Below are 21,480 nucleotides of genomic sequence, written 5' to 3'. Positions count from 1 at the left end.
GAGTGGTTATGCCTCAAGATTTTTCCAGGTTGCCCAGAATGTGCCCGTGAACCCGCATGCACACCTTCAAATCCGCCTCATCGACGCCTGCGAACAACTCGAGGCGCAGTTGCGTGGCAATGGTTTCAATTTGTTCGATCAGGGGAAGCGCCGGCGCACAGAGGACAATTTTTTTCGCCCGCCGGTCTTCCAGCACCGCCTGACGCTGTACCAGGCCCTGGGTTTCCAGGCTGTCTAGCAGACGGGCCAGGGTCGGCCCTTCGACACCGACGCTTTGCGCCAGCTCACGTTGGGTCGGGGCTTCCTCGAAACGGGCCAGGTGCAACAGCACCAGCCAGCGCGCCTGGGACAGTCCCAGACCGGCGAGACGACGGTCCAGTTCGGCACGCCAGCCACGCGACATCTGGGCCAGTTGCATGCCAAAACGGTGTTGATCGGTTAACGGCATAAAACACTCATGATTAGACTGAAATTAATTAAAACTAATTATTAGTCAGCTAAGCATGGCCGTTGGATTGAGGCAAGGTTTGGTCTGTAGTGAATCGTTACATCAACCTACAGGACCGCTTAAACCTCAAATTCCGATTGCAGGGCGGCACGCACGCAGTACAAAACGCCTTCCGGCACCCGCCCGGCGAACAGCGCGGCGATCTCCGATACCGCTGGCAATTCACCTTCGCCGTCGAGGAACGCATCCTGGACTTCGCCCATCAGTTCTTCCGGCAGGTCCAGCGCTTGCTCCAGCGACAACTGCTGCTTGCCAATCGCTTCGGCGAGCATGGTGTAGACGTTCTTCTCCGAGCATTGCAGCTGGCCGGCGATTTGCACCGGCGTCATGCCGGCGCGAGCCAGGGTGATCAGTTCGTGGCGCACGTCGGCCACGACTTTCGGTGCCTCGACCTGACCGCCCAGCACTTCGAGGAAGGCCTCGCCGTAACGCTCGAGCTTGCGCGCACCCACACCGCTGACCGTGGCCATTTCTGCCAGCGACGTTGGCTGGCTGCGGAGCATTTCCAGCAACGTTGAGTCGGGGAAGATGACGTACGGCGGCACGCCATGTTCTTCGGCCAGTTTGCGTCGCAGGGCACGCAAGGCTTCCCATTGTTCGCGCTCTTCGCCACGCACCAGTTGGCTCGCCTGGCTCTTGCTGCTTTTCGCGGTGGTTTGCGGCTTCAGGTCGCGGCGCAGTTCCAGCGTCACTTCGCCCTTGAGCAGCGGCCGACAGGTGTCGCTCAGGCGCAGGCCGCCGTAGCCTTCGAGGTCGATGTCGGCCAGTCCACGGGCAACCAGCTGTCGGAACAGCGAGCGCCATTCACTCTCGCCCATGGCCTTGCCGACGCCAAACACGGACAGGTGCTGATGACCAATGCTGCGGATCTTTTCGTTGTCCTTGCCCAGCAACACGTCGACCAGATGCCCGACACCATAACGCTGGCCGGTGCGATAAATCGCCGAGAGTGCCTGACGGGCCGGCTCGGTGGCGTCCCAGGTCTGCACGCCGTCGACACAGTTGTCGCAATGGCCACACGGCTCAGGCATGTCTTCGTCGAAGTAGGCCAGCAACGTCTGGCGACGGCAGCGGGTTTCCTCACAGAGCGAGAGCATCGCGTCAAGCTTGTGCTGCTCCAGACGCTTATGGCGCTCGTCGCCTTCGGAGTTTTGCAACATCTGCTTGAGCATCACCACGTCTTGCAGGCCGTAGGCCATCCAGGCGTCTGCCGGCAGGCCATCACGGCCACCACGACCAGTTTCCTGGTAATAGGCTTCAAGGGATTTCGGCAAATCGAGGTGCGCGACAAAGCGCACGTTAGGCTTGTCGATGCCCATGCCGAACGCCACGGTGGCGACCATGATCAGGCCTTCCTCGTTGAGGAAGCGCTTCTGGTGATGGGCCCGGGTTTCGTTGGGCAGGCCGGCGTGATACGGCAGCGCCGGAAAGCCTTGTTCACTGAGGAACACCGCCACTTCGTCGACTTTCTTGCGCGACAGGCAGTAAACGATGCCGGCATCGCTGCGCCGCTCGGCGAGGAACGCGAGCAACTGCTTGCGCGGCTGCTCCTTGGGCACGATGCGGTAGAAAATATTCGGGCGGTCGAAGCTCGACAGGAAGCGTTCGGCGTCTTGCAGATGCAGGCGATCGACGATTTCTTCGCGGGTGCGCTTGTCGGCCGTGGCGGTCAGGGCGATGCGCGGGACATTCGGGAACAACTCCGCCAACTGCCCCAGTTGCAGGTATTCGCGACGGAAGTCATGACCCCATTGCGACACGCAGTGCGCCTCGTCGATGGCGAACAGGGCGATTTCAAGGCTTTGCAGGAAGGCCAGCATGCGCGGCTGGACCAGACGCTCGGGCGCGAGGTAGAGCATCTTCACTTCGCCGCGCTTGATGCGGGCCGCCAGGTCGCGCTGTTGTTCGGCGCTCAGCGTGGAGTTCAAGGCCGCGGCCGCGACACCCAGCTCTTCGAGGGTGGCGACCTGGTCGTCCATCAATGCGATCAGCGGCGATACCACCACGGCCAGGCCTTCGCGCAACAGCGCCGGCACCTGGAAACACAAGGATTTGCCGCCACCGGTAGGCATCAGTACCAGGGCGTCGCCACCACTGGCCACGCGCTCAATGATTGCACCCTGACGGCCACGAAAACTGTCGTAGCCGAAGATGTCCTTGAGGACGCGTTGAGCCTGTTCGAGCATAAAAACTCCAAAAATCACAAAAACATCCCTGCAAGGCTGGTTCAGAACCACGCACGCTGCACTGACAAATCGTAAGTGCGCGTTGCATGACGCTTCACATTCCAGCCGCGACGCCGGCAGGGCATCACAAAACGCGCGAGTATACCCGAGGCCTCCCTTGCGCAGGGCACCGCTGATAAGACACATGAGCCCAATGCAATAAAGAACCCTTGTAGGAGTGAGCCTGCTCGCGATAGCGGTACTACATTCGACATCAATGTTGACTGACCCACCGACATCGCGAGCAGGCTCACTCCTACAGGGAACGCGTTGTTCTGAGGCTGTAAATATGCCGCGCGGCTGGCCTGAGCGCTCAAGAAGGCCTAGAATTCCCGCATCTGTTTATTTCCCAAGGTAGCCCTTTAATGTCCTTCGCTGAGCAACTAACCCGTTTGCAAGTCTTCCTCGACGCCGACGAACTGCATGACGAGGCGCTGGACTACGTGGCCGCCCACGGCTACCTCACCGCGCTGTCGATCTGTTCCGAAGAAGTTCCGGATCGTGAATGGATCGACGCCCTCTTCGCCGAAGAGCCGCACTACGCCGACGACACCGAGCGCGAAGCCATCGAATCCACCCTGCTCGCCCTCAAGGCTCACATCGCCCGCCAACTGGCGTCCGACGAAGAGTTCGAGCTGCCTTGCGAGCTGGACCTGGGCGAAGAACCGGATGACTCCGACCTGCGCGGCTGGTGCATCGGTTTCATGGAAGGCGTGTTCCTGCGCGAAGCCGCCTGGTTCGAAACCGCCGAAGACGAAGTCAGCGAAATGCTCCTGCCGATCATGGTCGGTTCGGGCCTGTTCGACGAACAGCCAGAGTTCGAAGACATCGCCAAGGATGCCAACCTGATGGACGACATGATCGTACAGATTCCGGAAGCCCTGACCGCGCTGTACCTGTTGTGCAACGCGCCAGACGAAAAACCGGCGATCCTCAAGCCACGTCATCACTAAGGTCTTGCCTATGGACAACCCCATAGGCAACCGCTCCCTGATGTTGCGCTACGTGCTGCTGGCCATCGGCTGGCTGAGCGTAGCGCTGGGGGTGATCGGGATTTTCCTGCCGGTTTTGCCCACCACGCCCTTTCTGTTGCTGGCCGCCGCGTGCTTCGCGCGCAGTTCGCCGCGTTTCTATCAGTGGCTGGTGGAGCATCCACGGCTGGGCCCGTGGATTCGCGACTACCTCGACGGCAACGGCATTCCCCTCAAAGGCAAGGTCTACGCCATCGGGCTGATGTGGGCGAGCATCCTGTTCTCCTGCTACCTGGTGCCCCTGCCATGGGCCCGCGGCTTCATGCTGACCAGCGCCGTGCTCGTCACGTTCTACATCCTCAAGCAAAAAACCCTGAAAACACCCTGACCCGATTTCTGTAGCCAGTTCACTTCTGTGGCTATAGGGCTTTTGTGGCGAGGGGGCTTGCCCCCGTTGGGTTGCGAAGCGACCCCAATCCGGCAGACCGAATTTCTCCTGACACACCACGAGGACTGGATTACGACTGCTGCGCAGCCGAACGGGGTGATGCGGCATTCCGACAAGCCCCCTCACCACAAAAGCCCCCTCACTATTGAAGCCCCCTCGCTACAAAAGGCAGCCCGACAATTTGTCCGTCCTCGCTGAAAACACCGCCTAGACTTCAGTCATCTGCACGCGAGCAGCCAGACATGTCACGTCGTCCGCGTAGTCCAGGATGGTCAACGCTCCGACTTCGGCTCGGCGGGTGGCTGCTGTTGGTCAGTTTTCTGCTGACAGGGTTGGGCAGTGTCCTTGCCGACTGGGATTTTTCCCTGATCCTGCAAACCGCCGAAAAACGCTACGGTCCTCTCGGCCCCGCTCAAGGAAGAATCGAGGCGTGGAGTCAAATGCTCAAAAGCGAACTCAAGCAACCCGAGCGCGAGCAACTGAATGCGGTCAATCAGTTCTTCAACCAGCAGCTGAATTTTCAGGACGACATGCGTATCTGGCGTCAGACCGATTACTGGGCCACGCCAGAAGAATCGCTTATCAAGGGCGCCGGCGACTGTGAAGACTACGCGCTGGCGAAGTATTTCAGCCTGCGTTACCTCGGCGTTCCCAGCGAAAAATTGCGCATCACCTACGTCAAGGCACTGGCCCAAAACCAGGCGCACATGGTGTTGACCTTCTACAGCAGCCCCACGGCCGAACCGCTGGTGCTGGACAACCTGATCAGCGAAATCCGCCCCGCATCCCAGCGTAAAGACCTGTTGCCGGTGTACGCCTTCAACGCCGAGGGCCTGTACTTGCCCGGGGCCAATGGTGGAAAACGCAGCGGCGACACAAAAAAACTGTCGCGCTGGCAAGACGTGTTGAAAAAGATGCAAACCGAAGGATTCGCCGTGGGCGAAGGCTAGCCTTCATAGCAAGGAGCGATTTATGTCACTGCGCAAACAGTTGTTTCTCGCCATTTGCCTGTTCCTGCTGGTGGCCTTCAGCGGCAGTTTTTTTGTCAGCCTGGAAAGCTCCCGCGAACAAATGCTCGGCCAGTTGCGCTCCCATGCCCAGGACGCCGCCACCGCACTGGGTTTATCGCTGACCGCGCAAATCGACGACCCGGCCATGATCGAGTTGATGGTCAGCTCGATTTACGACAGCGGCTATTTCCGCAGCATCCGCGTGGTCAATATCGTCGATGACCAGGTATTGGTGGAACGCAGCGCCGCCGAAAAAATCGACGGCGTTCCAGGCTGGTTCGTCAGGCTCGTTAATTTGCGCCCCGAAGGTGGCGACGCGCTGATCATGCGCGGCTGGGAACAGGTGGCGCGGGTCGAAGTGTTGAGCAATCCGCAATTCGCCCTGGCCAAACTCTGGGACAGCACGCTCGGCAGTCTGCTGTGGTTGTTGGTCTGCGGATTGCTCAGCGCGGTGTTCGGCGGTTGGTTGTTGCGTCGGCAATTGCGCCCGCTCGACAAAATGGTCAAACAGGCCGAAGCCATCAGCAAACGCGAGTTCCTGAGCCTGCCGAAGCTGCCGCGCACCCCGGAATTGCGGCGCGTGGTGCTGGCCATGAACCAGATGGTCGAGAAGCTCAAGGCGCTGTTCGCCGAAGAAGCCACGCGCAGTGAAAAACTGCGGGCCGAGTCCTATCAGGACAGTCTCACGGGACTGGGCAATCGCCGTTTGCTGGATGAACAACTGGCCGATCAACTGCTGATCAGCGAACAGAGCAGCGCCGGCCATTTGCTGATGCTGCGGGTCAACGACCTGATCGGCCTCAACCAGCGCCTGGGTGGTCAGCGCACCGATGCGTTGATCAGCGCCGTCGGCGAACTGCTCAAGCGCCTGACGCAGTTGCCGGAACGTCGTACCTGGCTGGCGGCGCGCAATCGCGGTGGTGAGTTCAGCCTGCTGACACCGGGCCTGGACGGCGCCGACGCCGAACGCCTGGCCTCGGAAATCAGTGCGACCCTGGAAAACCTGCGCCTGACCGGCGCCAGCGATTGCATGCCGGTGGCGCATTTGGGCATCGTCCCCTACCACCCCGGCGAACCGGCCAGCGACGTGCTGCTGCGTCTCGATCAGGCGCTGACGCAAGCACGGCAACACCCCGAGCGACCTTGGGCACATCTGGCCGATACCAGCACCGCGAACAACCACTCCCAGCACGACTGGCGCGCCTGGATCGACGACGCCCTGACCCACGGCAAACTGCAGCTGTATTTCCAACCCGTAGTGCAATGCGCCGACACCAGCCAGGTGCTGCACCACAAAGTCCTCGCGCGTCTGCTCGACCCGACCGGCGAAGCGATTGCCGCCGGGCATTTCCTGCCGTGGATCGAGCGCCTCGGCTGGTCAGCGCGGTTTGACCTGGCGATGCTCGAAGCGACCCTCGATTACCTCGTCGTCAACCGCTGGCCCTTGGCGCTGAGCCTGTCCGGCAGCACCCTGCGCGATCCAGCACAGTTGCGACAGATCATCGACTTGCTCGACTCACTACCGGAACTGGCACCGCTGTTGACCCTGGAAATTGACGAACGCCAACTGCCGCCGCCCGAAGAGTTGCAGCGCCTGAGCCATAGCCTGCTCGACACCGGTTACCGCATCGGCTTGCAGCACTTTGGGGGCAGCTTCAGCCAGATCGGCAACCTGACGCAGCTCGGGTTGGCGTATTTGAAAATCGATGGCGCGTACATCCGCAGCATTGATGTGCAGCCTGACAAGCGGCTGTTTATTGATGCGATTTTCCGGGCGACCAACAGTATTGATCTGCCGTTGATTGCGGAGATGGTGGAGACGCAGGGGGAGTTGGAGATGATTCGGGAACTGGGGTTGTTTGGGGTGATGGGACGGTTGATCGGGCCGCCGGAGCCGATGTAGCCGGACGCGATGATTGGGCAGTAAACACCGGTGTTTAAAAGACACCTCCAGACACTCACTCAGGCTACATATTCTTGCGCCGTTGCCTACGACTGCGCCAGAATCTGCCGGCTTGTGCGCTTTGACCCTGATCTTTATCGTTTCCGCATCGCTGCCAATCAGCGATCGGGTTTAGCGACCCGGACTATTCAAAGTGCATCAGTGCTCCAGACTTTGTTGCAGACTTTTGACGTCGGCAATTACGTTATGGTGGCTGTATGCGGGAGACCTTCGGGTCTACCGGGTTGCCTTTGACCGGTTCGCTAACCTGCATACAGTCGCCACCCTTACCTGTTTAGCGACAGGTTCTGGTGGTCTTGTTTTTCAAAGGAGCTCCACCATGTTCAAAATCACACCCAACCCGCCAGAAACCGACACCGACGACGTTTCCCCCTACGAATCCAACGATTCCAAAAAACTCAACACCGCCGCCGACCGCGCCCTCGATTACTACCTCAAACCGGTCATCCCCAAAGACACCCCGCGCAAACCCAGCACGATCTACTTCGTCGGGCCCGACACCGATAACGAAACCTTGCTGGTGAATGCCTGTGAAACGTTGGCGTCGGCGAGTGTGATGTTGAGTGATTTCGCGGGGCAGTTGAACGGCACACAGCGCCACACACTGCTGGGCATTCAAAACTCCGTGATGTTGGGAGAAATGGCGGTGAACCGAATGCTCGACAACGTCGACCCGCACGGCTAGCCATATTCCATGGTCAGGAGCTGGACTGTGGCGAGGGGGCTTGTCGGAACGCCGCATCGCCCCGTTGGGTTGCGAAGCGACCCTAAAACCATTCACCGCAGTTTGTCAGTTAAACCGCAACTATCTGGATTACGACTGCTGCGCAGCCGAACGGGGTGATGCGGCATTCCGACAAGCCCCCTCGCCACAATGACCGGGTTGGTAGTAGAGTTTTGTGGGAGTTGGTCTGGCCTCATCGCGAGCAAGCTCGCTCCCACAGGTTTTAGTGTTGAACACAAAATATGTGAACGACAAAAATCCCCTGTGTGCGAGCTTGCTCCGGGCGGCGTTCCGACGATAGCGGTGTCACACACAACAAAAACCCGCCATTCCTGACCCAGGAATGGCGGGTTTTGTCGCTTCAGACTTCCGGTCACACAATGTCCACCTTCAATGAATAGTGACGAGACCGCTCGTCTTAAACAGGGTCTCACCTGTCAGATCTGACAGTAGGCAAACACTTATTCCGACTATCTAATCCATTCAATCGGTGCCGCCCATTCAGACAGCCAGGCGCCTCTATGGAAGGTGCGTACTCATGAATAGCCCAATGACCAACGCTGACCTCGCGACCAATGGACAAGTCGTTGTATTCCCGCCCGAGCCCGGCATTGGTGTGCTGGCCGTCGCTCCGCCCTACCCTGTTGGTTTCAAACCGCAGAACGACGGTGCATTGGGGATCAATATCAATATGGTGCACGGCGACCGTGACGGCTTGCTGGTGTACATCCTCGCCTATCTGAATATGGCCATCGGCGACTACATCAGGGTTTACATCGAAACAACAAACGCGCCCGTCGCTGAGTTCCCGGTCACAGAAGCGCATTTCGATGCTGAAGGTATCGCGAAAAACATTCCCTTCTATATTCCCACCACAGTCATGGAAGCCAAGTTCCTCCAATCCGAGAACAAGCCATTCTGGTTCGCTATGGAGCGCGTGAGCGGCAACGGCAATGAACAATCGCCGCCCGTTCTGTTGCTTTACAAACACCCGCCGCCGGGTGAAGCGGACCCCGACGGCGGAAAGCCTTTCAACCAAGGCCTCAAATTGCCTGTCGCCTCGGAAAGCGTCGTCGATCAGACAGTGATCGATGACGGCATGTTCGTGACCGTGCTGGAGTATTTCAATCAGTCCATCGGTGATGTGGTGGTGCTTGCCTTCGGGTCTTTGCTCCTGGAGAGCACAGTCACCGAATTAGGCGATGTAGTCTTTGAGCTAACCCCGGAACTGCTCGCCAAGCTGGCGCCCACTAACAGCCTGATGGTGCGCTGGGAAGTGTCCGACAAGGTGGAGAACACCAGCGGCTGGTCGGATGCGCTCATCCTTACGTTCAAACCCGGCATGGTGTTGCTGACCGCACCGATTTTTGAACAGGCCGATCCAGATAATGTGGTGAACCACGACGGCCTCGCAGGCGAAGCCATGGTGATCCTGGTCACCGGTGTCTTTGCAATCGGCGATCTGATCGAACTGACCCTGGAAGGGCTCACCAAAGGTGGCGACCCGCTCACCCACACGTTCAGCGTAAGGCTGGCCGCTGCGAGCAGATCCGTGGACTTTCCGGTATCGAACGAGTGGGTGCGCAACCTGATTGGCGGTTCAGCGCGGGCCACCTACACATTGACCAAGGCAGGCAAGACCCAGCGCTCGAAGCCCGCCGATGCCACGTTCACTGGCACGTCCCAACCATTGGGTCTGCCGATTGTTGCACCACTGGTAGACAACAAGCTGCCGGTCGACACCGCAACGGCCACGGTGCAGGTCGCCGAATACTGGCCTTTGAAAAAAGGCGCGATCGTCAAACTTTACTGGCAAACCACCGATCAGGACGGGATCAAGGCACTGTTCATTTTCCAACAGATCGTTACCGACTCAACACAACCCATCACCTTCGGGGTGCCAGCCAAATACATCGCCCCCTACGCCAGTACCCCTTTGACCGTGCAAAGCACAGTAACCAACCCGGGTGAAGTGGAAGTGTTTTCCGGATTGCTGCAACTAATGTTTGGTGATAAACGGGCTTCATTTACCGCTTTCGAGAACTTCGACAGTTCACCTCTTGTTGATTTTACGCCGAATGTCCCATATACCCTCCCTAGCAAAATCAGCCTCTTACATTTAGGGGGGACGATATATTTAACAAACTCCCACCTCCAGCCCGGCCAACATTACACAGCTTTACTTGGAGCGGTAACGCTTGGCATGCTAGGGACCGTGCGCTTCACTTTCCCCGAACCAGCTTCCTATGTAAGTTTCTTGATCGACTCTCACCAACTACAAGAAAATAACGCGGTCATTTACTGGGACGAAGCGGGTAATACCTTGGGTTATGCGCACTTGCCTTACACCAAGTTATTCGAAAGCGCGTACGTTACCTTCACGGACCCAGACGGCAGAATAAAATCATTTCAAGTAACCAATAAAAATGACTTGTTCCTGGATGTCATCACTGTGCGATAAATCCATTAATGGGGAGAAAGTGGGGAGTGCATTTATTTACCCGCCCTTCTTTCGTCCCCAGTAGCTAAGTAAGTTTTAAACATCGATGTTTAAAAGACACCTCCAGACACTCACTCAGGCTACACATCCTTGCGCCGTTGCCTACGACTGCGCCAGAATCCGCCGGCTTGTGCGCCTTGACTCGGGTCTCTATTGTTTCCCGGTCGCTGACAAATCAGTGATCGGGTTTAGCAGCTCGGAAACATCAAGGTGCATCAGTATCGCCATACGTTATGGCGGCTATGCGTGGGGCACTTCGGTGCGCCGGGTTCCTTGATGCCCTGGTCTGCTAACCCGCGTACAGCCGCCACCTCTTCGTTTAGCAGCGATGGGTGAAGGCTCCAAATCATCAAGGAGTTTCACCATGTTCAAGATCACACCCAACCCACCCGAAACCGACGACGTTTCCCCCTACGAATCCACCGATTCCAAAAAGCTCAACACCGCCGCCGACCGCGCCCTCGATTACTACCTCAAACCGGTCATCCCCAAAGACACCCCGCGCAAACCCAGCACGATCTACTTCGTCGGGCCCGACACCGATAACGAAACCTTGCTGGTGAATGCCTGTGAAACGTTGGCGTCGGCGAGTGTGATGTTGAGTGATTTCGCGGGGCAGTTGAACGGCACACAGCGCCACACACTGCTGGGCATTCAAAACTCCGTGATGTTGGGAGAAATGGCGGTGAACCGGATGCTGGATAACATCGACCCGCACAGCTAGCCATATTCCATGGTCAGGAGCTGGACTGTGGCGAGGGGGCTTGTCGGAACGCCGCATCGCCCCGTTGGGTTGCGAAGCGACCCTAAAACCATTCACCGCAGTTTGTCAGTTAAACCGCAACTATCTGGATTACGACTGCTGCGCAGCCGAACGGGGTGATGCGGCATTCCGACAAGCCCCCTCGCCACAATGACCGGGTTGGTAGTAGAGTTTTGTGGGAGTTGGTCGGGCCTCATCGCGAGCAAGCTCGCTCCCACACTGGACCTTCAGTGAACATAAAATATGTGAACGACATCAAACAACTGTGGGAACGAGCCTGCTCGCGATTGCGTTCTCACAGACAACCAAAAACCCGCCACTCCTGACCCAGGAATGGCGGGTTTTGTCGTTTCAGCCCTCAGGTCACACGGTGTCCACTTTCAACGAATGGTCATTCAACATGCCATTGATGATGGTCGCCGTATCGTGCCCGCCCGCCACTACACCGCCCGCCCCCGGCGTGACGCCGTAGTGGCTGGCGAGGTTGACGCCGGCCAGGTCGATGGTCTGGTTCGGCGTGGCGCCGGCCATGGCGCTGACGTCGATGCTGGTGACGAGTGAAGCGCCGCTGCCGGTGACTTTGAAGTGCAGGTAGTCATCCAGCGACGCCGACGTACCGTTTTCACCCTGCAGCAGTTGCGACAGATCGAGCTTGTCGGTGCCGGGGGTGAAGTCGGTGACGACGTCGTGGCCGCTGTTGCCTTTGAGCCACTGGAAGGTGTCGGCCCCTGCTCCGCCGGTGAGGGTGTTGTTGCCCAGACCGCCGATCAGGAAGTCATCACCACCGCCGCCGTTGAGGATGTCATCGCCCAAACCGCCATTAATGATGTTGCTGTTGTTGTCGCCGGTGAGGCTGTCGTTGAAGTTGGAACCGACCAGGTTTTCGATTCCGGTGAGGGTGTCGGTGCCAGCGCCGCCGGTGTTTTGCGGGGTGAGCAGGCTCAGGTCGACGGTGACCCCGGCCGTGGCGTGGGCGTAGCTCACAGTGTCGATGCCGGTACCGCCGTCGAGCAGGTCGTTACCGGTGCCGCTGAACAGCAAGTCATTGCCGGCGCCGCCATGCAGTTCGTTGTTGCCGGTGCCGGCGGTGAGCACGTCGTTGCCGTCGCCGGCATTGATGACGTTGTTGCCGGTGCCTGCTATCAACGTGTCATCGCCCGCAGTGCCGGTGAGGGTGTGGCCATCCTGGTAGCTGATGGTCACGCCCGCCGTGTCGCTGCCGCCATGGTTGTCGCTGGCGGTGTAGGTGCCGTGGGCGTCCGGTGCGATGTCGTGGGCGCCGGCGTAGTTGACGGTCATGGTCAACTGGTAGTTTTCGGATCCTTTGGCGTTGCCTCCACTGGTGTTTTCGATGTTGGTGATGTGGATCTGATAGGTCGCATCCGAGGTCGCAGTGATCGTCTGGCCGTCCGCGATGCTGATGAAGGCGCCGCCATTGACGGAGTACTCCATGGTGATATGCCCGGCCCCCAGGTTGTGATCCAGGTTGAGGGTTTCACCTTCTTTCAGTTTCACGGTGATGAGGTCTTCATCATTGGCGTTGTTGGCAGCCACCTGCCCCAGATACCCGCTGACCACCAGCAGCGCCGTCATCGCGGCGGTGTTGGCGGAAAAGGCACTGCGCACGTCCGCCAGGGCCTGGTTGGCCGCGTTGTCATTGGTGCCTTTGAAATTGATCGCACCGCTGCCGGTGAAGTCCGCGCCCTTGGCCACCCAACCGGTGGTGAAGTTGGTCGGCGATGCGGTCAGCGGATCCTTGTCGGCATCGGTGTCGTTGGCCAGCAACAGCTCGCCCGGCACCACGATGTTGCCCGACAGCACGTTGGTGATGATGTGGTCATCGACCGCCACCGGTGCCGCGTTCGGAATGACTTTGACCGTCAGCGTGGAGCTGGCCAGATCGCCGTCGTTGTCGCTGACGGTGAAGCCGATGTTTTCAGTGATGACCACCGCGGTGGTTTTTTGCGAGGTGTAGTTGTACTCGCCGGTGTCGAGGTTCACCACCAGCGTGCCGCCATTGTTGGTGGCGATGCTGATGCTGTTGTTCACCGTGTTGAAGGTGCCGTGGTTGGCGCCGCCACTGAAGTTCAGCGAACCCTGGTTGGCGTTGCCTTTCGGGTCGAAGGTGTACGTGGTGCCGTCGACCGTGAGGGTTTTGATGAAGCCGCCATCGGCGCCGAACGTACCGTTCTCCAACAACGTACCGGTGACCGGCGCGCCGACCACAGTGCCCGAGAGCACCGAGTTGAGTTGGGTTAAATCGGTCACCACCACCGCATTGGTGTCGGTGTGGGTGCTGCCGTCATAGGCCAACGGGTTGAGGTTGGCGTTACTCACGCCGCTGCCCAGGCCGATCGCGTAGTTCTTGATGCCGTTGGCGTCGAGGAAGCCTTTGAGCGCCGTTTCGTCAGCGGTGCCGATGTCGCCTTCGTTGGGTTTGCCGTCGGAGAAGAAGTAGCCGACGTTCTGTGCACCCGTGAGTTTGCCGGACGTATTGAACGCCGTCTGCATGGTGGCCACAGCCGCATCGTAGTTGGTGCCACCGCCTGCTGTCAGACCGGCAAGGATCGACTTCGCGGTCGCCACGTCGACCCACACCGTGGTTCTGTCGGTGGCGTTGCTGCTGAAGGTGACGAGCTGCACTTTCACATCGCCCAGGTCGTCGTACTTGTCGAGCAAGGCACTGATGGCCTGTTTGGCCAGCTCCAGCCGCGACAGGCCCGGCACGCCAGAGGGGTCGACCATACTGCCGGAGATGTCGAGCACGATCAGCAGGTTGGTGTCGATTTCCACCGCCGCCACCGAGCGATCCGATGCCACCGCTTTCGGCACGTCATCGACAATGTTGACGACGATGGTGCTGGTGGTGCTGTTGCCCAGGGCATCGGTGGCTTTGTAAGTGAAGCTTTCGCTCAGGGTGTTGGGCCCGTCGTTGGCGTTCGGCGCGGTTTTCGGCGCCGAGGTCAGGGTGTAGGTGTACGTGCCGTTCGGGTTGAGCAAGAGTTGCCCGTACGTGCCCGTGGCGCTGCCGACCAGGCTGTAGGTGAGCGCGCCGCTGCCGCCGGTGACCGAACCGACCAGCGTCCCGGAGGCAGTCTCGCCAGTATTGCCCGGGTCGCTGCCGGTGACGGTGCCCGGTGCCAGGTCCTGACCGTCCTGGTTCAGGTCGAGGGCTTTTTCGTAGACCGTCACATCTTGGTCCACCACGGCTTTGAGGCCGGTGTCGGAGACGTTGATGGTGATGGTGGTGGTGCTTTCGTCGCCATCGGAATCGCGAATGGTGTAGGTGAACGTGTCGGTGGCGCCCGCTGGCCCGACCGAGTTCGGGTTGCTGTGGTACACGGCGTTACCGGCAGCATCCAGGGTCAGGTAGCCGTAGGTGCCATTGATATTGGTGCCCAGCCCGCCGACCGCCGAGGTCGACGTGTTGCTGCCCGCTCGCACACCAATCACCGCGCCAGCGGCAGCCGGACCGTCGGCGCCAAACACGTCGTTGCCCAGCAAACTGATGTTGATCGTCGCGCCTTCGGCCGCACTCGCCGTGTTCGGCGCGGCGGTAGGCAGGTCATCGACGATGTTGACGTTGATCTGACCCGACGCAGTGCTGCCGTCGGTGTCGGTGGCCACCACGTTGAAGTTTTCGGTGATGCTGTTGGCGCCATTGGCGGTTGGATGGGTTTCGTTATCCACCAGGGTGTAGCTGTAACTCACAACGCCTGTGGTGGCATTGAATCCGGTGACGGTGAACGTGCTGCCGAGCGCCGTGGTGATGGTCTGCGGGAAGCCCGACGCCACGCCACCGACCACCACATGAATGCCGCCAACGTCGAGGGTTTGCAGGCCGTCGAGCGCGGTCACGGTGAAAGTACCGCTCTGGGTCAGCGCCGGGGTGTTGGGGCTGGTGCCGTCGCTGAGGTTTTTCTCGTAGACGGTGAGTTCGCCGCCGTTGACGTTCAGGCCGTTAAGGACCACCGGGTCGTTGGCGTTCTGGATGTTCAGCACCAGCGTGGCGGTGCTGGTGTCGCCGTCGGCATCGGTGAGGGTGTAGGTGAAGGTTTCGGTGCCATTGCCGCCGCCGTGCAGGTTTTTGAAGTCGGCATCATTGGTGTCAAGCGTGTAGGTGTAGGTGCCATTGGCATTCAGTACCAGGGTGCCGTAGGTGCCATTCAGCGTGGCAGGCGTGATCGGCCCGGCATTCGGTCCGGTCGCGACGTGGTCCGCGCCTTGAGTGTCGTTGGTCAGGACGTTGCCAGTGAGGGTCAACGCGTTCTCCGTCGCGGTGGCCAGGTTCGTGTCGTTTACGGCTTTTGGCACATCATCGACGATGCTCACCACGATGGTGCTGGTGGTGCTGTTGCCCAGCGAATCGGTGGCCTGGTAGGTGAAGCTTTCGGTCAGGGTATTGGCGCCGTCGTTCGCGTGCGGCGTGGTCGTCGCTGGCGACGTCAGGGTGTAGGTGTACGTGCCATTTGGGTTGAGCTGGATCTGGCCATAGTTGCCCGTGGCGCTGCTCACCAGGGTGTAGGTGATCGCGCCGACCGCGCCGGTGACCGAACCCACCAGCGTGCCCTTGGCGGTTTCGCCGGTGCTGGTCGGGTCGCTGCCGGTGACGGTGCCAGCGGCCAGGTCTTGCCCGTCCTTGGTCAGGTCCAGGGCTTTTTCGTAGACCGTCACGTCGGTGTCGCTGGCCGCGACGATGCAGCTGTTCGAGACGTCGATGGTGATGGTGGTGGTGCTTTCATCGCCGTCGGCATCGCGCACGGTGTAGGTGAACACGTCGGTGGCGCCCGGACCGTTCACCGCATTGGGATTGCTGTGATAGGTCGCGTTGCCGTTGGCATCCAGCGTCAGGTAACCGTAGGTGCCATTGATGTTCGAGCCCAGGCCACCGATGGCCGAGGTCGAGGTGTCGCTGCCGGCCCGCACACCGATCACCGCGCCACTGGCCGCCGGACCATCGGCGCCGCCGATGTCGTTATCCAGCACGTTGCCGGTGACTGTTGCGCCTTCCGCCACCGAAGTGTGATCCGGGTTGGCCTTGGGCAGGTCATCGACGATGTTGACGTTGAGCTGGTTGCTCGCGGTGCTGCCGTCGGTGTCTGTTGCCACCACATTGAAGTTTTCGGTGATGCTGTTGGCACCGTTGGCGTTTGGATGGGTTTCGTTATCCACCAGGGTGTAGCTGTAGCTGACCACGCCAGTGACCGGGTCAAACCCGGTGATGGTCAGCGTGTTGCCCAATGCCGTGACAATCGACTGCGGGAAGCCAGCCGCCACGCCGCCGGCCACTACATGAATGCCGCCGACATCGAGGGTTTGCAGGCCGTCGAGCGCGGTCACGGTGAAGGTGCCGTTCTGGGTCAGTGCCGGGGTGTTCGGGCTGGTGCCGTCGCTGAGGTTTTTCTCGTAGACGGTCAACTCGCCGCCGTACACATCGAGACCGTTGAGGGTCACCGGATCGTCGTTGTTATGGATTTGCAGCACCAGGTTGGCGGTGCTGGTGTCGCCGTCGGCATCGGTGATGGTGTAGGTGAAGGTTTCCGTGCCGTTGCCATTGCCGTGCAGCGCTTTGAAATCGGCGTCGGTGGTGTTCAGGGTGTAGGTGTAAGTGCCGTTGGCGTTCAGCACAAGGGTGCCGTAAGTCCCGGTGAAGGTACCGGCGGTGATCGGGCCGGCGTTGGGGCCGGTCGGTACGCGGTCAGCGCCTTGCACGTCGTTGGTCAGCACGTTGCCATTGAGGGTCAGCAGGGTTTCCGAAGCGGTGCCGGCGTTGCTGTCGTCCACGCCTTTTGGCAGGTCGTCGACGATATTGACGTCGAGCGTGCCATTCGCGGTGGAGCCGTTGTCGTCGACCACGGTCACGGCGAATTGCTCTGGCAATGTGTTGGCGCCGTTGCCGGTTGGATGCGCTTCGTTATCGGCCAGGGTGTAGCTGTAGCTGACCACGCCGGTGGTGGCGTCGAACCCGGTGATGGTCAGCGTGCTGCCCAGCGGGGTGGTGATGGATTGCGGGAAGCCGGACGACACACCGCCGACCACCACGTTGATCCCGCCGACGCTCAGGGTCTGCACGCCGTCGAGAGCGGTGATGGTGAAGGTGCCGCTTTGAGTCAGTGCTGGAGCATCGGGGCTGCTGCCGTCGCCGAGGTTTTTCTCGTAGACGGTGAGCTCGCCGCCGTTGACGTTGAGGCCGTCGATGGTCACCGGATCGTCGTTGTTGTGGATTTGCAGCACCAGGTTGGCGGTGCTGGTGTCGCCGTCGGCATCGGTGATGGTGTAGGTGAAGGTTTCCGTGCCGTTGCCATTGCCGTGCAACGCTTTGAAATCGGCATCGCTGGTGTTCAGGGTGTAGGTGTAGGTGCCATTGGCGTTCAGCACCAAAGTGCCGTAAGTCCCCGTGAACGTACCGGCGGTGATCGGGCCGGCGTTGGGGCCGGTGGGTACACGGTCGGCGCCTTGCACGTCGTTGGTCAGGACGTTGCCGTTGAGGGTCAGCAGGGTTTCCGAAGCGGTGCCGGCGTTGCTGTCGTCCACGCCTTTTGGCAGGTCGTCGACGATGTTCACATCCAGCGTGCCGTTGGCGGTGGTGCCGTTGTCGTCGACCACGGTGACGGCGAATTGCTCTGGCAATGTGTTGGCGCCATTGCCGGTCGGATGGGCTTCGTTATCGGCCAAGGTGTAGCTGTAACTGACCACGCCGGTGGTGGCGTCGAAACCGGTAATCGTCAGCGTGCTGCCCAGCGGGGTGGTGATGGATTGCGGGAAGCCAGAAGACACACCGCCGACCACCACGTTGATCCCGCCGACGCTCAGGGTCTGCACGCCGTCGAGGGCGGTGATGGTGAAGGTGCCGCTTTGAGTCAGCGCTGGCGCATCGGGGCTGCTGCCGTCGCCGAGGTTTTTCTCGTAGACGGTGAGTTCGCCGCCGTTGACGTTGAGGCCGTCGATGGTCACCGGATCGTCGTTGTTGTGGATTTGCAGCACCAGTGTGGCGGTGCTGGTGTCGCCGTCGGCATCGGTGATGGTGTAGGTGAAATTCTCGGTGCCGTTGCCGCCGCCGTGCAGCGCTTTGAAATCGGCGTCGGTGGTGTTCAGGGTGTAGGTGTAGGTGCCATTGGCGTTCAACACCAGGGTGCCGTAAGTCCCGGCGAAAGTGCCCGGGGTGATCGGACCGGCATTTTCGCCGACGGTCACGCGGTCGGCGCCTTGCACGTCGTTGGTCAGGACGTTGCCGTTGAGGGTCAGCAGGGTTTCCGACGCGGTGCCGGCGTTGCTGTCGTCCACGCCTTTGGGCAGGTCGTCGACGATGTTCACATCCAGCGTGCCGTTGGCGGTGGTGCCGTTGTCGTCGACCACGGTCACGGCGAATTGCTCAGGCAGCGTGTTCGCGCCGTTGCCGGTCGGATGGGCTTCGTTATCGGCCAGGGTGTAGCTGTAACTGACCACGCCGGTGGTGGCGTCAAAACCGGTGATGGTCAGCGTGCTGCCCAGCGGGGTGGTGATGGATTGCGGGAAGCCGGACGACACACCGCCGACCACCACGTTGATCCCGCCGACGCTCAGGGTCTGCACGCCGTCGAGGGCGGTGATGGTGAAGGTGCCGCTTTGGGTCAGCGCTGGCGCATCGGGGCTGCTGCCGTCGCCGAGGTTTTTCTCGTAGACGGTGAGTTCGCCGCCGTTGACGTTGAGGCCGTCGATGGTCACCGGATCGTCGTTGTTATGGATTTGCAGCACCAGTGTGGCGGTGCTGGTGTCGCCGTCGGCATCGGTGATGGTGTAGGTGAAATTCTCGGTGCCGTTGCCGCCGCCGTGCAGCGCTTTGAAATCGGCGTCGGTGGTGTTCAGGGTGTAGGTGTAGGTGCCGTTGGCGTTCAGCACCAAAGTGCCGTAAGTCCCGGCGAAAGTACCCGGGGTGATCGGACCGGCATTTTCGCCGACGGTCACGCGGTCGGCGCCTTGCACGTCGTTGGTCAGGACGTTGCCGTTGAGGGTCAGCAGGGTTTCCGACGCGGTGCCGGCGTTGCTGTCGTCCACGCCTTTGGGCAGGTCGTCGACGATGTTCACATCCAGCGTGCCGTTGGCGGTGGTGCCGTTGTCGTCGACCACGGTCACGGCGAATTGCTCAGGCAGCGTGTTCGCGCCGTTGCCGGTCGGATGGGCTTCGTTATCGGCCAAGGTGTAGCTGTAACTGACCACGCCGGTGGTGGCGTCAAAACCGGTGATGGTCAGCGTGCTGCCCAGCGGGGTGGTGATGGATTGCGGGAAGCCGGACGACACACCGCCGACCACCACGTTGATCCCGCCGACGCTCAGGGTCTGCACGCCGTCGAGGGCGGTGATGGTGAAGGTGCCGCTTTGGGTCAGCGCAGCAGAATCCGGTGAGCTGCCAAGGCTCAGGTTTTTCTCGAAGACGGAAAGTTCGCCGCCCTCGATGTTGAGGCCACCAATCGTGACCGGGTCATCGTTGTTATGGATCTGCAGCACCAGGTTGGCCGTGCTGGTATCGCCATCAGCATCCGTCAGCGTGTAGGTGAAGGTTTCCGTGCCGCTGCCACCGCCATGCAATGCTTTGAAATCAGCATCGCTGGTGTTCAGCGTGTAGGTGTAGGTGCCGTTGGGATTGAGCACCAGGGTGCCGTAGGTGCCGGTGAAGGTGCCGCCAATCACTGGCCCACTGTTGGGCCCCGTCGGAATGCGGTCGGCGCCTTGTGTGTCGTTTGGCAGCACGCTGCCGGTCAGGGTCAGCAGGGTTTCCGAGGCGGTATTGGCGTTGCTGTCATCGACAGCCTTGGGCACATCGTCGGTGATGTTGACGTCCAGCGTGCCGGTGGCGGTGTCGCCGTTGTTGTCGCCAGCGACTACGGTGAACTGCTCGCTGAGGGCGTTCGCGCCGTCGCCGGCCGAATGGGTTTCGTTGCCGTTGAGGGTGTAGCTGTAACTCAACACGCCCGTGGCCGGGTTGTAGCCGGTGATGGTCAGGGTGTTGCCCAGTTGTGTGGTGATCGACTGCGGAAAGCCAATCGCCACGCCACCGGTGATCACGTTGATACCGCCGATGCTCAGGCTGTTCAGCCCGTCCGGTGCCAACACAGTGAACGTGCCGTTCTGGGTCAGCGCGCCCGGATTGCTCGCGGAACCGTCGGCCAGGTTGGCTTCGTTGACGGTCAGTTCGCCACCCGCCACCGACAGGCCATTGAGCGTGACCGGGTTGTTGACCGGCGTTACCGGTGGCGCGATAACGGCCGGGGTGCCGTCGGCGTTCTGCTGGACGTCGGCGTTATGGCGTTCTTCAGGGAATTCGGGAATGCCGCCAAATCCAGCGGTCGGGAAGCCAATTGTCGGATCGACCCGCCCGCCCACTTCTTCGAGCATGACAAAACTGTGGCCACCGCCCTGCGCACCATTGGGAGCCGCAGTGAAGCTTGGCCCGGCCGCAGTGGCTTCACCGGTCTGCGTCGGGTCAGCGCCCGCCGCGATGGCTTTTTGCAGCTGCTCGACATCGGTCAGTTGTGCTTCGCTCGGTGTTACCGCTTCTGAAGTGCCGACATGCGGTGATTCATTGGCGAGGAGATGGGGATTCATCTCCATGCTGCTGCCACGCCCGAGGGTCAGTTCCTGGCCATTTTGCAGATGGACCGCCACCGCGCCTTCGGCCCCGGTGACCAGTTGATCGCCGGCGAACAATCGATCGCCCTCGATCACCGCGCGCCGGGTACCGTCGCTCGCGACCACGAACACTTGACCAATGACTTTACTGACGATACCGATGAGCGTAGCCATGTGCATTTCCTCCGCTGCCAACCGCTGTCGGCATCCTGTTATTAGCGAAGAACGTGCTCATGGTTTGAAAGCAGGTGGCTGCGCGGATCGCCTGCAGGGCGCGTTTACCTGAGTAAGCCGCTGCCCTGGCGATGTCCTCGCCCAGCGTGGCGCTCACCGGCAATGTCCGCGACTGTGGGATAAACCCCTCTGCAATCAATGGCTTCGGAGGCCCAACTGCGTCGCACTTGCCCGGTGAGCGCTGCGTAACGATTCCGACTCATCAAAGTGACAAAAAACCGTCACCTCGAACCGTTACGCGTCCCTCCCCTCCAGCACTTCTCCGCCCTATGTCGATAAGTGGATGGAACTTTCCCTTAAACCTTTGAAAGCTCCCTAAAGCTCGTAATTCAAAGGCTTTCGTATTGAACAATGTGCTGGATTTTGCTGACGGCATAAGTTTTTTTTGGCATAAGGGTTATGAGAAAAATTTCTTAGCTATTCTCTAGAATGTTCTTAGCTCTGTTGTTACAAGGGTGAAACGGTTTTACCTATAAATGCCGTCAAATAATTGGCGACTGATAAGCACCATCAGGAATTCAGGGAGAT

Annotated in this window: 10 protein-coding genes; 7 read left to right on the top strand and 3 right to left on the bottom strand. The window is 60.1% G+C overall.

Annotated elements, in window-relative coordinates:
- Positions 1–13: 13 nt before the first annotated feature.
- A complete protein-coding gene (locus BK660_RS15365; RefSeq protein WP_123433987.1) occupies positions 14–448 on the bottom strand; it encodes a MarR family transcriptional regulator in 435 nt (144 codons plus the stop codon).
- Between the two features lie 119 nt (positions 449–567).
- Positions 568–2,694 (bottom strand): DNA helicase RecQ, encoded by a 2,127-nt coding sequence (gene recQ, locus BK660_RS15360; protein WP_123433986.1) that lies wholly within the window; start codon positions 2,692–2,694, stop codon positions 568–570.
- Positions 2,695–3,098: 404 nt separating this feature from the next.
- On the opposite strand from recQ, the gene BK660_RS15350 reads away from it, so the two are divergent.
- From BK660_RS15350 to BK660_RS15310, 7 genes are all read left to right on the top strand, one after another.
- Positions 3,099–3,686: a UPF0149 family protein gene (locus tag BK660_RS15350; RefSeq protein ID WP_123433984.1), complete on the top strand. Its 588-nt coding sequence runs from the start codon at positions 3,099–3,101 to the stop codon at positions 3,684–3,686.
- A 10-nt stretch (positions 3,687–3,696) separates the two neighbouring features.
- The gene (locus BK660_RS15345) at positions 3,697–4,092 is read left to right on the top strand and encodes a YbaN family protein (RefSeq protein ID WP_123433983.1); all 396 of its coding nucleotides are present in this window, start codon (positions 3,697–3,699) and stop codon (positions 4,090–4,092) included.
- Between the two features lie 302 nt (positions 4,093–4,394).
- Positions 4,395–5,102, top strand: a complete 708-nt coding sequence (gene lapG / locus BK660_RS15335) for a cysteine protease LapG (RefSeq protein WP_123433981.1) — start codon at positions 4,395–4,397, stop codon at positions 5,100–5,102.
- A gap of 22 nt (positions 5,103–5,124) precedes the next feature.
- Positions 5,125–7,065, top strand: coding sequence for a cyclic di-GMP receptor LapD (gene lapD / locus BK660_RS15330; protein WP_123433980.1), 1,941 nt, complete (start codon positions 5,125–5,127; stop codon positions 7,063–7,065).
- A 379-nt stretch (positions 7,066–7,444) separates the two neighbouring features.
- Positions 7,445–7,810, top strand: a complete 366-nt coding sequence (locus tag BK660_RS15325) for a DUF6124 family protein (RefSeq protein ID WP_123433979.1) — start codon at positions 7,445–7,447, stop codon at positions 7,808–7,810.
- A 577-nt stretch (positions 7,811–8,387) separates the two neighbouring features.
- Positions 8,388–10,310, top strand: coding sequence for a hypothetical protein (locus BK660_RS15315; protein ID WP_185045093.1), 1,923 nt, complete (start codon positions 8,388–8,390; stop codon positions 10,308–10,310).
- 403 nt (positions 10,311–10,713) lie between these two features.
- On the top strand, positions 10,714–11,073 hold the full coding sequence (locus tag BK660_RS15310; RefSeq protein WP_123433978.1) for a DUF6124 family protein: 360 nt from the start codon (positions 10,714–10,716) through the stop codon (positions 11,071–11,073).
- Between the two features lie 402 nt (positions 11,074–11,475).
- On the opposite strand, the gene BK660_RS15300 is transcribed toward BK660_RS15310, so the two are convergent.
- Positions 11,476–20,892, bottom strand: a complete 9,417-nt coding sequence (locus BK660_RS15300) for a retention module-containing protein (RefSeq protein WP_123433977.1) — start codon at positions 20,890–20,892, stop codon at positions 11,476–11,478.
- Between the last annotated feature and the right edge of the window lie 588 nt (positions 20,893–21,480).

The organism is Pseudomonas brassicacearum, assembly GCF_003732265.1.
In the GTDB taxonomy this organism is placed as follows: Bacteria; Pseudomonadota; Gammaproteobacteria; order Pseudomonadales; family Pseudomonadaceae; genus Aquipseudomonas; species Aquipseudomonas brassicacearum_D.
The sequence above is the reverse complement of the archived record's forward strand: the minus strand, read 5'-3'. Positions and strand labels throughout refer to the sequence as shown.

Excerpts from the sequence above, each read along its gene's own strand:
- BK660_RS15365 (WP_123433987.1), bottom strand. The coding sequence starts at position 448 with ATGCCGTTAACCGATCAACACCGTTTTGGCATGCAACTGGCCCAGATG.
- recQ (WP_123433986.1), bottom strand. The coding sequence starts at position 2,694 with ATGCTCGAACAGGCTCAACGCGTCCTCAAGGACATCTTCGGCTACGAC.
- BK660_RS15350 (WP_123433984.1), top strand. The coding sequence starts at position 3,099 with ATGTCCTTCGCTGAGCAACTAACCCGTTTGCAAGTCTTCCTCGACGCC.
- BK660_RS15345 (WP_123433983.1), top strand. The coding sequence starts at position 3,697 with ATGGACAACCCCATAGGCAACCGCTCCCTGATGTTGCGCTACGTGCTG.
- lapG (WP_123433981.1), top strand. The coding sequence starts at position 4,395 with ATGTCACGTCGTCCGCGTAGTCCAGGATGGTCAACGCTCCGACTTCGG.
- lapD (WP_123433980.1), top strand. The coding sequence starts at position 5,125 with ATGTCACTGCGCAAACAGTTGTTTCTCGCCATTTGCCTGTTCCTGCTG.
- BK660_RS15325 (WP_123433979.1), top strand. The coding sequence starts at position 7,445 with ATGTTCAAAATCACACCCAACCCGCCAGAAACCGACACCGACGACGTT.
- BK660_RS15315 (WP_185045093.1), top strand. The coding sequence starts at position 8,388 with ATGAATAGCCCAATGACCAACGCTGACCTCGCGACCAATGGACAAGTC.
- BK660_RS15310 (WP_123433978.1), top strand. The coding sequence starts at position 10,714 with ATGTTCAAGATCACACCCAACCCACCCGAAACCGACGACGTTTCCCCC.
- BK660_RS15300 (WP_123433977.1), bottom strand. The coding sequence starts at position 20,892 with ATGGCTACGCTCATCGGTATCGTCAGTAAAGTCATTGGTCAAGTGTTC.